14 protein-coding genes are annotated in these 17471 nt (G+C 39.0%); all 14 read left to right on the forward strand.

Annotated features, from left to right (window positions below):
* Positions 1–7: 7 nt before the first annotated feature.
* The 14 genes from ftsH to CLOL250_RS11075 all read left to right on the forward strand — a co-directional run bounded on the left by ftsH (position 8) and on the right by CLOL250_RS11075 (position 17423).
* Entirely contained in the window at positions 8–1930 is a 1923-nt protein-coding gene (ftsH, locus tag CLOL250_RS11025; protein WP_008402561.1) for an ATP-dependent zinc metalloprotease FtsH, read from the forward strand.
* Between the two features lie 883 nt (positions 1931–2813).
* On the forward strand, positions 2814–4919 hold the full coding sequence (locus CLOL250_RS11030) for a glycoside hydrolase family 13 protein (protein ID WP_008402564.1): 2106 nt from the start codon (positions 2814–2816) through the stop codon (positions 4917–4919).
* A gap of 16 nt (positions 4920–4935) precedes the next feature.
* The gene (locus tag CLOL250_RS11035) at positions 4936–5973 is read left to right on the forward strand and encodes a HAMP domain-containing sensor histidine kinase (protein ID WP_147554332.1); all 1038 of its coding nucleotides are present in this window, start codon (positions 4936–4938) and stop codon (positions 5971–5973) included.
* A gap of 52 nt (positions 5974–6025) precedes the next feature.
* On the forward strand, positions 6026–9196 hold the full coding sequence (locus CLOL250_RS11040; protein ID WP_008402567.1) for a hypothetical protein: 3171 nt from the start codon (positions 6026–6028) through the stop codon (positions 9194–9196).
* Positions 9197–13054, forward strand: coding sequence for a transglutaminase-like domain-containing protein (locus tag CLOL250_RS11045; RefSeq protein WP_008402568.1), 3858 nt, complete (start codon positions 9197–9199; stop codon positions 13052–13054).
* Between the two features lie 14 nt (positions 13055–13068).
* Entirely contained in the window at positions 13069–13581 is a 513-nt protein-coding gene (locus CLOL250_RS11050) for a hypothetical protein (protein ID WP_008402569.1), read from the forward strand.
* 184 nt (positions 13582–13765) lie between these two features.
* Positions 13766–14275, forward strand: a complete 510-nt coding sequence (locus CLOL250_RS11055) for a hypothetical protein (protein WP_008402570.1) — start codon at positions 13766–13768, stop codon at positions 14273–14275.
* 156 nt (positions 14276–14431) lie between these two features.
* Positions 14432–15031, forward strand: a complete 600-nt coding sequence (locus CLOL250_RS11060) for a hypothetical protein (protein WP_008402571.1) — start codon at positions 14432–14434, stop codon at positions 15029–15031.
* A 179-nt stretch (positions 15032–15210) separates the two neighbouring features.
* Positions 15211–15390: a hypothetical protein gene (locus tag CLOL250_RS14235; RefSeq protein WP_274922283.1), complete on the forward strand. Its 180-nt coding sequence runs from the start codon at positions 15211–15213 to the stop codon at positions 15388–15390.
* Entirely contained in the window at positions 15372–15524 is a 153-nt protein-coding gene (locus tag CLOL250_RS14420; protein WP_204986405.1) for an SMI1/KNR4 family protein, read from the forward strand. Before CLOL250_RS14235 ends, CLOL250_RS14420 begins: the two co-directional genes overlap by 19 nt.
* A gap of 36 nt (positions 15525–15560) precedes the next feature.
* Positions 15561–16073, forward strand: a complete 513-nt coding sequence (locus CLOL250_RS11065) for a hypothetical protein (RefSeq protein ID WP_008402575.1) — start codon at positions 15561–15563, stop codon at positions 16071–16073.
* Positions 16074–16253: 180 nt separating this feature from the next.
* Positions 16254–16763: a hypothetical protein gene (locus tag CLOL250_RS11070; protein WP_008402576.1), complete on the forward strand. Its 510-nt coding sequence runs from the start codon at positions 16254–16256 to the stop codon at positions 16761–16763.
* 62 nt (positions 16764–16825) lie between these two features.
* On the forward strand, positions 16826–16984 hold the full coding sequence (locus CLOL250_RS13975) for a hypothetical protein (protein WP_008402577.1): 159 nt from the start codon (positions 16826–16828) through the stop codon (positions 16982–16984).
* 112 nt (positions 16985–17096) lie between these two features.
* Complete coding sequence (locus CLOL250_RS11075) at positions 17097–17423, forward strand: hypothetical protein (RefSeq protein ID WP_008402578.1); 327 nt, start codon at positions 17097–17099, stop codon at positions 17421–17423.
* Positions 17424–17471 lie beyond the last annotated feature (48 nt).

A 17471-nucleotide genomic window follows, 5' to 3' on the forward strand; every position in this document is an offset into this window, starting at 1 on the left:
GTAGACAATGAATAAGAAGAGAGCAAGAAGTGCTGTTGTGATCTATGCGATCATCCTTATTGTCGGATTCCTGCTGATCAACAAATGGCTGGGTGGCAGCAGTAATGTTGCGACCAATTACAGCTATACGGAATTTTCGGCAGATCTGAACGCGGGAAATATCGCAGCGGTAGATATTACACAGAATACAAATGTGCCGACAGCAACCGTAGATGTGGAGTTTGTTTCCGGAAAACAGCTTACATTCTATGCGGCAGATGTTAATGAGATTATTAAGATCTATAATGACTATGAAGCAGCAGTTGATAAGAAGAATGCGACAGCTTCTGCAGAGGATCAGGTAAAACTGGCAAAGTATAATCTGTACGATGTGCAGAAGGAAAGCATGCTTGGCATGTGGATCCCATATCTGATCATTATGATCATTATGGTCATTATCATGACATTCATGATCGGACGAATCCAGGGTGGTGGATCCGGCGGACAGATGATGAACTTCGGAAAGAGCCGTGCCAAGAAGAATGAAGATATCGGAAAGACGGTTACATTTAAAGATGTAGCAGGATTGGATGAGGAGAAAGAAGATCTGGAAGAGATCGTCAGCTTCCTTAAGAATCCGGGAAGATTCGTAAAGGTTGGAGCCAGAATCCCTAAGGGTGTTCTGTTAGTAGGACCTCCGGGAACAGGTAAGACATTGATGGCAAAGGCGGTTGCAGGCGAAGCTGGTGTACCGTTCTTCAGCATTTCGGGATCTGATTTTGTGGAAATGTTTGTCGGTGTCGGTGCTTCCCGTGTAAGAGATCTGTTTGACGAAGCAAAGAAGAATGCACCATGTATTATTTTCATCGATGAGATCGATGCTGTTGCAAGACAGCGTGGTACCGGACTTGGCGGTGGACATGACGAGAGAGAGCAGACCTTGAACCAGTTACTTGTTGAGATGGATGGTTTCGGTGTAAATGAAGGAATTATCGTTCTTGCAGCAACCAACCGAGTAGATATTCTTGACCATGCGATCTTGAGACCTGGTCGTTTTGACCGTAAGGTATTCGTAAACCGTCCGGATGTCAAGGGCAGAGAAGAGATCCTGAAGGTTCATACAAAGAATAAGCCACTTGCAGAAGATGTAAATCTGAATGATATTGCAAGAACAACGGCAGGTTTTGCAGGTGCTGATCTGGAGAACCTGATGAACGAAGCTGCCATCTGTGCAGCAAAGGATAACCGTGCTTATATCGTAAAAGAAGATGTAGATAAATCATTTATCAAAGTAGGAATCGGTGGAGAGAAGAAGAGTCGTCTGGTACCGGAGAGCGAGCGCAGAATCACCGCTTATCATGAATCCGGTCATGCGATCCTGTTCCATCTGCTTCCTCATGTGGGACCGGTTTATACCGTATCTATCATCCCGACCGGAACCGGTGCAGGTGGATATACGATGCCGCTTCCTGAAAATGATAACGTATTCATGACAAAGGCAAAGATGTTAGAGGATATCAAGGTAAGCCTTGGCGGACGTATCGCAGAAGAACTGATTCTTGAGGATATCACAACAGGTGCTTCGCAGGATATCAAACAGGCAAGCCAGTATGCCAGAGCAATGGTTACCAAGTACGGTATGTCTGAGAAGCTTGGTCTGATCAATTACGAAAGTGATGATCAGGAAGAAGTGTTCCTTGGACGTGATCTTGGTCATGCAAAGAATTACAGTGAGAAGGTTGCGGGAGCGATCGATAAGGAAGTTAAGCGTATCATCGATGAATGTTACGCAGATGCCAGAGCGATCCTTGAAGCACATGAAGACATCCTTCATAAATGTGCAGCGCTTCTCCTTGAGAAAGAGAGAATCGACCGGGCTGAGTTTGAAGCATTGTTTGATGATGTTCCAAATGCAAACTCTACTGCAAACGCAGAGCCTTCAACAATATAGACAATAGTAACACGAACAAATTGATTGAAAACCAATAAAAATTTGTACATGTTGCACAAAAACGGCGTTTTTTGAATAATTTCAAAAAACGCCGCTCTCTGTTTTGCACAATAAAATTTTTAAAATAAAAAAATGTTTGGGCAGACTTTTAGAAGCATTTGTATATAATAATACTTGTAACCCCCCAATACATTATATAGTTTTGGCTACACCCCATAAGTAACAAAATACCTTCTCCAAAAGAGGCAGTCGTGCGTTGACTGTCTCTTTTATTTTTTGGCGGGCACCACCGATTCATCCTGACGGTCTGGGGCTGCCTGTCTATCTGCATTATAAATAACTTTCTGCGGTTTCTGTTCACTGCACATGTCTGATTCGTAAATGCTCCTGTGCAACTCGCCCTTCGGGCTCAGACAAGCACCCGCATTTACTGACAATGCGCAGTAAACGACGAAATCCTCAAAAACGTTATATTATAATACAGATAGACAGGCAGCCCCAGACCTATATGTCTTATCTTTTGCCTAGACAATTTTCATGGCAATAGTCCGTATAAAAAGCCCCACAGCATCCTCCGCCGCTTCCCGGGGGTCTGCCCCTGTTATAAATACCTTGCTACGTTTTCTATTCACTGCACATGTCTGATTCGTAAATACTCCTGTGCTAACTCGCCTTCGGCTCAAACAAGCACCCGTATTTACTGACAATGTGCAGTTCATAACGAAAGCCTCGCAATGGTATTTATAACAGGGGCAGACCCCCGGGGAGCGGTGGAGGATGCTGTGGGGCTTAGTTTTTGCCATTGGTTGTCAGCATAAAAAGGTTGTCTATTTATTAAAAAAGTATTAGAATGAAAAGGCATAAACGAAAGGGAGAGTTTTGAATGTCCGACAAATACACGAACGCAGAAAGAATTCATGATTATATATATGATCTGAAGCCGGTTATCAATGTAGGGGGATTGTTTTCCGATGGTTCTGAATACTATAGAATACCGCAGGAGCCTGGAATCAATGACCAGGTGAAGGTTAGATTTCGAACATGTGCAGATAATGCCGATGAAGTTTATTTGATCTACAATGGCGAGAAGCTCGTCATGTCTGTTGAAGAATCCGATGATTTATTTGATTACTATACGGCGGTGATCCCAGCCGGAGAGAAATATATATCCTATTATTTTGAGATCCATTCGGGCTGTGTGACCTGTTATTATAACAGGATCGGTGTACAGAAGAATGTGAATCCGGACTATAACTTTGAAATCTGTCCGGGCTTTGATGTACCGGATTGGGCAAAGGGAGCTGTCTTTTATCAGATCTATGTGGATCGTTTCTGTAATGGAGATCCATCGAACGATGTACTGGACAACGAATACTGCTACATCGACAGTCCTACCAGGCAGGTGAAGGACTGGTATGAATATCCGGCAAATATGGATGTCGGACGTTTCTATGGCGGAGATCTTCAGGGTGTTAAGGATAAGTTAGATTACCTGCAGGATCTGGGTGTAGATGTTATCTATTTTAATCCGTTATTTGTATCACCATCCAACCACAAATACGATATTCAGGATTATGATTATATTGATCCGCATTTCGGAAAGATCGTTGTGGATGAGGGCGAATGTCTGCCGGATGGCGTAAAAGAGAATAAAAGAGCAACGAAATATATCAGCCGTGTAACCGACAAACGAAATCTGGAAGCCAGCAATCAGTTTTTTGCAGAATTGGTGGAGGAGATTCACAGTCGTGGTATGCGTGTTATCTTAGATGGTGTATTTAACCATTGCGGTTCCTTCAACAAATGGATGGATCGTGAGTGTATCTATGAGAATCAGGAAGGCTACGAGAAGGGAGCATTTGTATCCTGGAGCAGTCCGTATAAGTCATTCTTTAAGTTTTATAACGAAGAGGTATGGCCGTACAATACCACCTACGATGGTTGGTGGGGGCATGATACACTTCCAAAGCTGAACTATGAAGATTCCCCAAAACTGGTGGAATATATTTTGAATATAGCAAAGAAATGGGTGTCCCCTCCATATAACGTGGATGGCTGGCGACTGGATGTTGCAGCAGATCTCGGACATTCGGAGGAATATAATCACAAGTTCTGGAGAATGTTCCGTAATGCAGTCAAAGAGGCAAATCCAAATGCAATCGTACTGGCAGAGCATTATGGAGATCCGAAGCCTTGGTTAAAGGGCGATCAGTGGGATACCGTTATGAACTATGATGCATTTATGGAGCCGATCACCTGGTTCCTGACCGGTGTTGAGAAGCACAGTGATGAGTTCCGTGGCGATCTGTTAGGTAACCCGGATACATTTATGGGAGCCATGAATTATCATATGGCGAGATTCCAGCGTCCATCCCTTGAGATTGCGATGAATGAATTATCAAACCACGATCATTCCAGATTCTTAACCCGTACAAACCGGAGAGTCGGACGTACGCATACGATGGGGCCGCAGGCGGCAAATGAGGGTATCGATAAGAGTATATTCCGTCAGGGCGTTGTATTCCAGATGACCTGGCCGGGAGCTCCGACGATCTACTATGGAGATGAAGCAGGACTTTGTGGCTGGACTGACCCGGATAACCGTAGAACGTATCCGTGGGGCAGAGAAGATATGGAACTGATCCGGTTCCATAAGGACATGATCCGTATTCATAAGAACTATGAGGCTCTGATCCGTGGCTCAGTTATGTTCTTATATGGAGCACATAAGATTATCGCATATGGACGGTTCACAGATACAGAGCAGCTGGTTGTGATCCTGAATACGAATTATGAAGATATCGATGTGAAGCTGCATGTCAGACGGATCGGTGTCAAGAATCATGAGGTTATGCGCAGAGTGATGTTCACAAATGAAGAAGGCTACAGTCTGGAAGCCTGTGACTACAAGGTAGAGCATAATATGCTTTATCTGAAGGTACCGAAGATGTCGGCTATGGTTCTTGCAAACGTGGGAAGGGATATTTAAAGAGGAAACTAAAGCCTTGAAAAGTGATTTTGAGAGAAAAAGATTCATACAACGATTTGTGATCCTGTCTGTAATACTGTTGGCAGTGGTTGGAATCGGTATACGGTTCCTGTTCGGTGGCGATGAAAAGAGAATTGCGGTTATCCTGCTGATATTAGCGGTCGGGCTTGTAATTCTGTTTTTCATCAGTTATCGGGAGATCAACCATACTTATCGGGAGATTGAGCATGTGTCGGATGAGATGCTTCGTGTAGTTCAGGGAGAAGATGAGCTGCCGGAAGAAGAATACATGCAGGGTACGATCGGAATCTTATATACGAACTTTTATAAGATGGTGACATTTTTAAAAGAAAGCAAAGAGCGGGAAATGTCAGAGAAAGTATTCTTACGTGATATCATGTCAGATATCTCTCATCAGCTTAAGACACCGCTGGCATCCTTAAATGTATTCATCGATCTGCTGTTAGATGATTCCTTTACAGATGAAGAAAAACGGATGCGGGTGCTTAACGAATCAAAAAATCAGCTTACCAGAATGGAATGGATGGTATTATCTCTTTTAAAGCTTGCCCGGATTGAAGCGGGAGCAATCCAGTTTGACCGGAAAGAATGTGATCTGAAGCTGTTGTTATTACAGGCAAGAGACAGCGTAACCTATCTGACGGAGAGTAGGGAACAGGAGGTTCATGTGATCTGTGAGGATGGCAGGAAGCTGGTCTGTGACGGTGACTGGCTGGTAGAGGCGATCATCAATCTTTTGAAGAATGCATCAGACTACTCACCGGAGAAAACAGAGATCACGGTTGAGGTAGAACACAATCCGGTCTTTACCAGGATCTATGTCAAGGATCATGGAATGGGGATCGCAGAGAAAGATCTCGGAAATATATTCAAACGATTCTACCGTGTACACCATGATGTGAATCCAAACAGTGTCGGAATCGGCTTATCCCTTACAAAGTCTATCGTAGAGGGAATGGGTGGCAAGATCACGGTACGGAGTGAAGAAGGATCAAATACCTGGTTTATCATTACATTTGTACATGTAGATTAAGTTGATTCTAAAAAGAAGTCTAAAGAAATTATAATTTAAAAGGGGGGGTAGTATGAAACGCATACAAAAGAAAAGCGTAATACTTACAAGTCTTATATTCACCATTATTTTATTATTAAACTTAATACCATTTTCTGCCAAGGCAGAAGAACAAAGAGGAAAACCGCAGGCACTTTCATGGCTCAAAGAAATGGGTGAAGAAAGTGGGGAATGGAAAAATGCAGGACTTCCGAATTTCACCTGTAATGCAATGGCAGTATTGCGTGAAGAAAAAAATGAAACAGACAGTACGTTTTTAACAAAATGGGAGCAGGAACATACGGTGCTTAACGTAGATGAACTGGCACATCTTGCATGGGCAAGGGGATGTCAAAGCTATCTGGATACAGCCTGGGAGTGGCAGAATGAGGATGGCGGATTTGGCCTTACAGAATCCTATACGAGCGATGTGTATGATACTATGCTGGTATTGCTGGCACAAGAAGCAGTATGGGAAAAAGACGGACTGGAAGAAATCACAGATAGTACGGAACAGAAATATCATTCAGATAGGATGACGAAGGCTGTTAATTATCTGATTGGACAGCAGAAAGCGGACGGAGGTTTTGGTTATACAAAATTTGACATATCCGTACCGGAATTATCTGCACAGGTTGGTATCGTTTTGTTATTGGCGAGTGTTGACAATGCTTCTGTGTACGAAAAGTTGGACAGCTACTGCCAGAATGTTTTTACTGCAGATTTTTCTGAAGAGACATTTTTGGAACAGGCAAAACTGGCAGGTTATCTGTACAAAAGGGAATTAATAAATGATACCGATGATGTGGAAAAGAAGTTAAATGCTGTACAGGCAGAGGATGGCAGCGTATATGGAAGTGTAAAGGATACCATACAATATATTCTGTTGGTACGGGAAATCGAGCAGTACCATTCATTGAAGTTTGAAATAAAGAATCTGATAACGGAAGCAGACAATTATGTACTGGAAGCAGACAGGAAACAACAGGTATCATTACAGACAACCATACAATATACCATTAACCAGGAGATGAAGGCTGTTATTCGTTACACTTTACTGGAAGATGGGGAGATCATAAAGACAGAAGAAAAAGAATGTCTTTTTATCCCGAAACAGGAAGAACAGAAGATAGACGCTGTTATGGATATTGTTGCGACCGAAGGCAGGACATATGTACTCCGTACTGAAGTGCTGTCTAAGGAAGATGCGGGAATAGAGAATATATGGAAAAGTACTGAGTTTAATTTTACGGTGCATAAAAAGGAAAAGCCTGAACTGAAATTGACATGTACAGTTAAAGACGGTGAAGATTATGGTATAGAGCTTGACTGGAATGACATAACAAATGATGAAGAAAGATATGGTTACAGGGTATCTAGAAAGCAGGGAGACGGTGTTTGGGAGACACGCTCTACATGGAACGGAAATGAAAAGGTAAGGGTGCTTAATATATATCCTCGTTTAACGGCGGAAAATTATCTTGTCGACTGGATGGAAACGACTGTAAGCGGAACAGGTGAGCCGGCAGGAAAAGGCTTATTTGATATAGATACTGTTTATATAGATGATTATAATACCGAGCCTGAAGAATATCTGTTTGATGAGGACGGAAATTATAAATATGATGTTCTGATGTTTGGTTCAAGTGATTACAACGGACCTATAGGATCACCAAAAGATTTAAATGAAAAATCATATATAGAAACTAAGAAATTCATAGATTCAGGCAGAGGTGCTTTGTTTGGACATGATACGCTTTGGTACATGCCTTATTTTTTAAAATTTTCAGATATGCTTGGAATGAAAATGGGAGGCGCTTCATCAGGATTTTCAAATAAAGTAAAAGTAGTAAAACAAGGGTTCCTTACAGGCTATCCATGGAATCTGTCAGGTACACTTGATATTCCATGGACACATACACAGGGACAATGTTCGGGCGGCAGTCTGGGATCGACTGTGTGGATGGAACTGGAGACGAATGGGAACTGTACGGATTCAGCTACCGGTGTGACATCAAGTGCCTATTTATTTACAAATAATCAGCTTGCGATGATACAGACAGGACACAGTAATGGACTTGCTACAGATGATGAGCGTAAGGTACTGGCAAATACACTTTTTTATTTAAAACAGTTTACATACAGTACAGGTTCAGCTGATAAATCATTTTACGATCTGGACGCGCCTGTTGTTGATGATCTGGAAATTTCGGATAACGGTATAGCAACTATATATGGCGAGGACAGGGGGACAACATATCAGTATTACGTTGAAGGAATAGCGGCAAGTTCTGAGACGGAGAACATACAGTCAAATATAGTGACGGCAACAGCTTTTTCAGGATTAAAGGGCTATATAGTGGAGGTAAGCGATAAGGAGTATATAGAGGATATTGCAGAGTATGATGAGAAAGGAAATCTTATATCTGACATAGTTCCGGCTAATCAGGATAAGGCAACTGTGAATCTTGGAGAATGTACCCCGGGAACTACTGTATATATTCATATACGTCCTGTTGATAATGCGGGAAATATCGGGGAAGAATTTGTTCAGGAGATAGAAATACCTGATAATGAATCGTATTTTGATCTTCCATATGCATTATTTGCAAGTGAGGAAGAAGTACAATTATTCTGTTGTCAGGCAGATGTAAAAGGTATTGTGTATGGAAACGAAACATTCAGATTTCAGGGAAGTACCTTAAATCTTCTTGGTACGGCATATTCTGCGGGAAAATTGCAGATAGCGGGAGGAGATCTTCATATAGCAGAGAAAATCGAAAATGCTTCGCAGATAGAACTTCCGAATTATATGACAGACATATTGGACAATATGAAACAGAATACGGGAATTGAAGAAATCGCAGAGTACAATATGGCAAATGTAACCAATCCTACTATATGTAAAACGACTACGAGAGCATGGTGCAATAGGGTTAATATATTCGCAGATTTAGTTTCGAACGGAGATATATCTTTTAATGCAAATGTTATGACTCTTGGATATAAAGATCCTGTAGTAATAGCTTCAGAAAATGGTGACATAACTATACAGGCGACAAACGTAAATGGAAACGGATTGATATATGCTCCAAATGGTACTGTTACAATAAATGTGTGTGATTTTGACTATAAAGGAAGCATAATTGCAAAGAAAATCAATATACAGGCAACTTATTACCAACATAAAATTGAGGATAAATAAATGATAGAAAAAATTAAAACTTATAAATATGGATATAAATGCATAGCAATGCTGCTTGTATTTGCGTTAAGTCTGAACATGCTTGCCGGCTGTGGAAAAAGCGGCAGTGTAAATAATACGGTGCAGGATGAATATAAAACGGAGAATACTGCGCCTGAAAAAGATACAGAGAAAGAGTCGGCGGATAGTCAGGAGAATACTATGCCTGCCTCAGAACTTCTTGGCACAGAACTTGATACGCTGGAAGATCAGGTAAAAAGTGGAAATGTGGAAGAGACAGCCACACATCTGTATGCTGTCGAAGAAGCCTTTGGACAGATGGCAGAAGAAGCTGAAGAAATAATCGGAAGCAGTGATGAATTAAGTAACCTGTCAGATGAAGCACAGTCTCTTCTGGAGAAAAGAAAAGGGGAATTTCAGGCAGAACTGTCGGAGAGAAAGACAAAGGCAGAGGATATAGAGAAAGCCCTGAAGGAGAACATATCATCAGAAGATGCCGCTGAGGTATTGGGGCTCATAGAAGAAGCGAGAGAGCTGCTTAGAGCTGATGAAGATGTACATACATATGGATCAGAGATTTCGGATAAGCCGGAAGTATACAGGGCGGTTGAAGCGGAGCTTTATAATGCGGAAAAAAGTGATGTGGAGAATTTCACAGCAAAAGACTACACTTCGGAGATTTCAGATGAGAAGCTTATTTCCTGTACAGGGATTATGGAACTTACCGAAGAAATGAAGAAGCTTGCCGGTGAGCTTGATACGCCGCTTAATATATATAATTACATAAAGAACAACATAGATTATGAATATTACTATGGTAGCAGGAAAGGTGCTGCAGGAACATTTGAGTCAAAGGGCGGAAATGATGTAGACCAGGCAGGGCTTCTTATTGCTATGCTTCGATATAAGGGATATCCTTCAATGTATGTAGAGGGCAATATACTTCTTGAGCCTGAAAAAGCCATGTCACTTATGGGAGCTGATACAGCAGAGCATGCGGCGGCTGTACTTGCATCAAATGGGGTGCCTGTAACAAGGCTTACATCCGGGGGAAAAACCGTATATCTAAAAATAGAGCATGTATGGGTGAGAACCCTTGTACCTTACGGCAACTACCGGGGAGCGGGAGATGCAGATGGAGAGAGCGTATGGATAGACCTTGATACGGGAATTAAGGAATATGAGAGTGTACATAGTGTATATGATACGGTGTCAGGAGATACAGATGAAATTGCGGCAAAGCTTGATGAGGCTGTATCGTCGGGAGCTGCAGAGACATTCGAAAATGTTTACAATGATATTTATGCGGAATGTGAAGATTCATTGTCCGGAATGGATTTAAATAGTGTCTATTTCAGAAAACGTATAATAAAACAGAGAGATGAAGTGTATCTTCCACTTTCTCTGCAGTATGAGGTAGATAGTGAAGAGGGAACATTTGCGGAATTACCTGACCGATTAAGGGATCAGGTGACATTTGAAGTGGATGGCTGTACTCTTGGAAGTTTCAATGCGGATGAGCTTTCGGGCAAGAGTATACTTCTCTCTTATGAGGCTGCAACTGATGCTGATGAAGAGATCCTTTCGGGATATGGGGATATATTTACAACTCCATCGTACGCAGTACATATGACGCCTGTACTTTATGTGGATGGGGAGGCTGTAAGTGATAAGGAAGAGGAGCTTTTATACAGCCCTCTTGGAACGGACAGCAGCTTCAGCATAGTGTTCCATACAAATGAAGGGAACAACAGAATAACGAATACAATTACAGCAGGTTCGATGTATGCGGTAACCATTGATGTACAGAGCATAAGTGATGCGGATATGGAAAGTCTTTATGATGAGATAATCACTCTTAAGGACAGTGTGTCAGAGAAAAATGTCTATAGCCCTGAATATATGGGAAGATATCTTGAGATGACGGGCAAACTGTATTTTGCCCAGTTGGATTTGACATATGCCGCAGCAGCGGACAGTTATAATGTTGCAGCTACAAGAAATATAAGTGAAGCAATAACAGGTTATGAAGCTGAAAAGGAATACATCTATGGAATGGTAAGCGGAATTGATTTCGGCTATATGTTCATGGATGTGGATAAGGACAGCCACAGTGTGGTGAGCCTTCTGGGTGATGAGAATGCGGAGCGGGAATATCTGCTTACGACCGGTATAATGGGTTCGGAATATGAGAGTGGAATTTTTGAAGAACTTATGGGGGAACCTGCTGTTTCTACTATAAGTATACTCGAGGATGCTGTGGAAAGTGGAGTTGACATTCTGGCTATTAATTCTTCAAATCTTGAAGATGCTCTGATATTACTTGACACAGCGGACGAGGTGGTATCGGAGATAAGAACTGCGGCACAAAATGGCTATACGGTTTTCATTCCTCGTGAGGAAATGGTGTTTGGAAGCTGGAGTGGAACGGGTTATATAGTTCTCTCGGAAGACGGAACGGCTGCGTACAGGATATCGGGAGGGTTAAACGGCGGAAGTACCCAGAGCGAAGTAATATATGACACTATGGTTGAATTTGGACTTACACTTGTTGATATAACAGAGGGTATGCTCCTTATTTTCCAGTCAATAAATATGATGGCAGCAGCTGGGGCTGTATCGTTTCTTGGATCAGCGCAGATAGCTCTTGCTGGTGTGTGCATAGGTGTGAGTGTATGGTCGTGCATACAGACCTTTAAGCTGTTTGATGCGTATATGGATGGTAATGAGGAAGCGGGAGAAATCATTGTCAAACAGACTATATTTGATGTGATACTTACCGTAGGACTTTCATTATTTTCAGAGCTTGCAAAACCGATATTGTCTCTTACACTGAAAAATAAACTTGTGAAGTCTCTAGGTGCTGATGTAGTAGAGGAGCTATTGACAAACGGAGCCAAGCTGGAAGACATCAGCAAGCTGGTAACAAATCTTAAGAAGCTGGGACTTTCTGATGAAGTGATAAGTATGTTTGCAAAGAACTTCGGAGATACAGGACTTGACTGGCTGAGAAAGGCGAGAGGTCTTGGGGCGTCTCCTGATGTGTTGAAGCAGCTTTCACAGATGGATGGTTTTGCGGATAAGATGGACGAGATCTTCGAGCTGATGAAGAGTTCTTCGAAAAGCGCAGACGATGTAGCAGAGTGTCTTATCAAAAACGGAGATGAAGCAATAGAGATCATCCGAAAATATGGAGATGATGCAGTCGATGCGATTATAGTACATGGTGATGATGCTGTCACAATCATAGGGAAATACGGTGATGATGCTGTCGACAGACTTAAGCAGGGAAAGACGCCTGATGAGATTGAGAAGGAGCTTGGAGGCAAGCCGGGAGAGAATGTAACTTCTGGATTAACCAGTGAAAAGATAGCGGATATTTTAAATACGCCTAAAGGAAGCAGACCGAACCCGTCAGAATATCTGAGCAAAGAGTATATAGATAATCATTTGTCAAAATTTGATGATGGTGCAGCATATATTTTATCAAAGAAAACATATGATGATTACTTTGATGGTATGGATAAATTAGGGTGGCCGGATGGAACACAGTTTGTACTTCCTAAAAATGAGGTTGATAATGTGTTAAATAACGCAGGAGGTGATCTAACTAAATTAGAAAAAGAGCTGGGGTATAATATTGGTTCTCTAGAGAATGGTGATTATATAATAATGTATATAAATAATCCTAAGAAATACAATATTTCACTTCCAAGCGGTAACGAGATGGGGGCAAATAATAACTGGATACCGGGTGGTTATACATCAGGGGGAATACCGGAGGCGGTTGTATATGATCTTGATAATATACCGGAAGAAGTATATTTTAGCGAGCCGATAAAATTTAAAAGAAAATAAAGGAGATTAAGAGCATGATTGATTATGTAGGAATTGCAAGAAAAGCCGTAGAATGTGATGATATGGTCAAACTGTTAGAGGGAAAGGGTGAGTATCGTTGCGAATTTTATTATTATGGATTTCCACCTGATGCGGATGTTACGGATTGGAATAATCTTATATCAAGAGGAATTTATGCACTGTATAACGAGGGCGGGTATGACTGTATTCCGGATATGATTATTGAAGCAATTAAAGAAATGTGTGAGGGAGATGTTGAAGAGGTATACTGTGCGTTTCGATTTTTCTTTAATTCTGTAATGAATGAAAAAGAAAATTTCGAACCGGTGCCATTTCATATATCAGAGCAGATAAAACCTGTAGTTATGCAGGCGGTTTTTAATAATAAAGAAAAGTTAAGTAAATGCTTTGACTGGGAAGGATGGAGACATTCTGATGGTATGTGGGGAGCTATAAAGCGATGGGTGAAAATACTAAAAGAAAAATATGGGAAATGTTTAGAATATGACATGGAAGAAGCGGAATGAAGGTGGGTTATTAATTAATTGATTATTATCTTTATATATTCAAATATTAATTAAAATAACCTGTTTGATGCGTATATAAACGGCAATGATAATGCAGGAGAAACCATTATCAAACAGACAATATAGACAGGGGAATATTATAATTGATAAGTAGTATTGATAACTGATAAAAGGGAGTGCGAGCATGATTGATTATGTAGGAATTGCAAGAAAAGCCGTAGAATGTGATGATATGATAAAGCTGTTAGAGGGAAAGGGTGAGTATCGTTGCAAATTTTTTTATTATGGCTTTCCACCTGATGCGGATGTTACGGATTGGGAGAATCTTATACCAAGAGGAATTTATGCACTGTATAACGAGGGCGGGTATGACTATATTCCGGATATGATTATTGAAGCAATTAAAGAAATGTGTGAGGGAGATGTTGAAGAGGTATACTGTGCATTTCGAGTTTTCTTTAATTCTGTAATGGATGAAAAAGAAAAATTCAAACCGGCGCCATTTCGTATATCAGAGCAGATAAAACCTGTAGTTATGCAGTCGGTTTTTAATAATAAAGAAAAGTTAAGTAAATGCTTTGACTGGGAAGGATGGAGCCATTCTGATGGTATGTGGGGAGCTATTAAACGATGGGTGAAAATACTGCAGGAAGATTATGAGACGTGTTTAGAGTATGATATGGAAGATGCCTGATGAGTTTTATTTAAAATATAAAGATGTTTTTGATAACCCTAAGTAGTTTGATTAAGTAACAGGTGAAATGATATATCCTAGTACTGGAATAGTTGATGCAATACTAGAAAACTTAATAATTAATATGTGAAAGTTATTAAGGAGTAGAAAATAACTATGAATATTAAAACATTAAAGGAAGTTTTTGAAATAATTAATATTGATATGTTATATGATGAAGGCATAATTCGAGAAAAGAAAGCTGGTAATGAGGAATACTATGGTTTTCAATTTTCAGAAAAATTATGGAATATTTTTTCATATCAAAGAGGAAATAAAAAAATTTTATATTCGTTTGATGAGAAATCTAAAGCTGTAAAACATTTTATGATTTTTATGATAAAGAAAAAGATTTTAAAAGAATATTTAATGCCAATAATATCAGATAACCCGATAATATATGATGCAAATGTTTCTTATGCCGATATAATAAATATATTCAATAGCAATAATATCAAAATTGAAAAATTATATATTTATAGTTTAAGTCTTATAAATTGTGATAATTATATTAGTTTAATTGTTATTAATAATATGGAAAAAAAGAAAATATATGTAAATGATATGACTGATATAACTGATGCATTATTTGTTTTTCTGCAATTTGGAGTTGTTTTATATAACTATATTGCATTGATTAGTACCATTGAAAATAGTGGGATAAAAATAAACGCATTAAATGATAAAGATATAATTACTTTGCTTAAAGATTATTAGAATTGAGGTATATAAATAAGCTGGAGAAACTTTTCATGAAATATATTGATGAATTAATAAGAAAACTGAATAATGAAAATATAATTATGAATGGTTGTACAGAAAAACAAATAAGTGAATTACAACAGCTTTGTAATGGTTTTTGTTTACCACAGTCATATATATAATTTATGAAATGTATGGGAAATGGAACTGGTGGACAATTTATGAGAGGTGACTCTTGCTTTATGAATGAAATATTTTATTTAAAAGAAGGAGCAAATGAATTACTTATTGAAAATAATTCTAAAAATACATTATTGGATGAAGATTTTGTATTTTGGATGAGTCAGGGGTGCATGTGTTTTTTTTTAAACTGAATGAGGGAGATAATCCCCCAATATATTTTTATAATGAACATGGTAATGATAAGTTTGTAAGAATTGCTTATTCATTTACAGATTTTTTAATATCTCGCTTAGAAATGAATGGTTCATTATTTGAAGAAAAATGAATAGAGAATTGATAACTGATAAAAGGGAGTGCGAGCATGATTGATTACATAGGAATTGCAAGAAAAGCCGTAGAATGTGATGATATGGTCAAATTGTTAGAGGGAAAGGGTGAGTATCGTTGCGAATTTTATTATTATGGATTTCCACCTGATGCGGATGTTACGGATTGGGAGAATCTTATACCAAGAGGAATTTATGCACTGTATAACGAGGGTGGGTATGACTATATTCCGGATATGATTATTGAAGCAATTAAAGAAATGTGTGAGGGAGATGTTGAAGAGGTATACTGTGCATTTAGTGTTTTTTTTGATATTGTACTGGAGGAAAGACAGAATTTCAAACTGGCGCCATTTCACATATCTGAGCAGATAAAACCCGTAGTTATGCAGGCAGTTTTCAATAATAAAGAAAAGTTAAGTAAATGTTTTGACTGGGAAGGCTGGAGACATTCTGATGGTATGTGGGGAGCTATTAAACGATGGGTGAAAATACTGCAGGAAGATTATGAGACGTGTTCAGAGTATGATATGGAAGAAGCAGAATGAAGGTGGGTTATTAATTGATTATTATCTTTATATATTCAAATATTAATTAAAACAACCTGTTTGATGCGTATACAAACGGCAATGATAATGCAGGGGAAACCATTGTCAAACAGACAATATAGACAGGGGGATATTATAATTGATAAGTAGTATTGATAACTGATAAAAGGGAGTGCGAGCATGATTGATTATGTAGGAATTGCAAGAAAAGCCGTAGAATGTGATGATATGGTAAAGCTGTTAGAGGGAAAGGGTGAGTATCATTGTGAATTTTTTTATTATGGTCTTGCAGGAATAGATATAACCGATTGGGGCAGTATTTTATCAAGAGGAATTTATGTATTGTATAATGAGGGGGGATATGACTATATTCCGGATATGATTATTGAAGCAATTAAAGAAATGTGTGAGGGGGATGTTGAAGAGGTATACTGTGCGTTTCGATTTTTCTTTAATTCTGTAATGAAGGAAAAAGGAAATTTCGAACCGGTGCCATTTCACATATCTGAGCAGATAAAACCTGTAGTTATGCAGGCGGTTTTTAATAATAAAGAAAAGTTAAGTAAATGTTTTGACTGGGAAGGATGGAGCTATTCTGATGGTATGTGGGGAGCTATAAAGCGATGGGTGAAAATACTAAAAGAAAAATATGGGAAATGTTTAGAATATGATATGGAAGAAGCAGAATGAAGGTGGATTATTAATCAATTGATGATTGTGTTAATATAAGTGATGAACTAGAAACTATAAATATGCAAAAAAGTCCATTTATTTTGAGAGTTGCTGACATTATTGGTTTAAATGCAATGGAAATAGCAGAAAAATATTCATTACCACAAATCCCAGATAAAGTAGTATATATTGATATACCTAAGGATATTATTTTAGAAGTAAGTATTGTAGGCCCATAAGAAATTTGGGGAACTCTTGGGGGATATATACAGTATGCTATCAAAGATGTGCTTTTGGAGGACAAGTGGTTTAGTAATATAATTGAGCTGAAATAAATGGGAGCAAGATGATATGATAAAAGTATATAATAAAAAAATTCAAATAAATAATAAGAGTATAATTTTTGATACAACTATTAAAAAAATTATTTATTTCTCTGATATTTTTGTAGTGTTGATAAGAGAAAATAAAGAAATTCCTAATAATATTATTGCGTATGATTATTATGGAAATGAAGTATGGAAAATTAATGATATAGTTTGTGCAAAGGTATTACGGGGATATGATAATATTATAAAAAAATCGGAAAATGTCTTAGTTGCATATTGTGAATTGGGAATAATTTTTGAAATTGATATATTTAAGAAAATAGTTATCCATAAAAACTATATGCGTTAATAGATATAAGATATTAAAAAATAGCAAAGAGGCTTGACTCTGATGTAG

It is taken from the genome of Clostridium sp. L2-50, assembly GCF_000154245.1.
GTDB lineage: Bacteria > Bacillota > Clostridia > Lachnospirales > Lachnospiraceae > Coprococcus.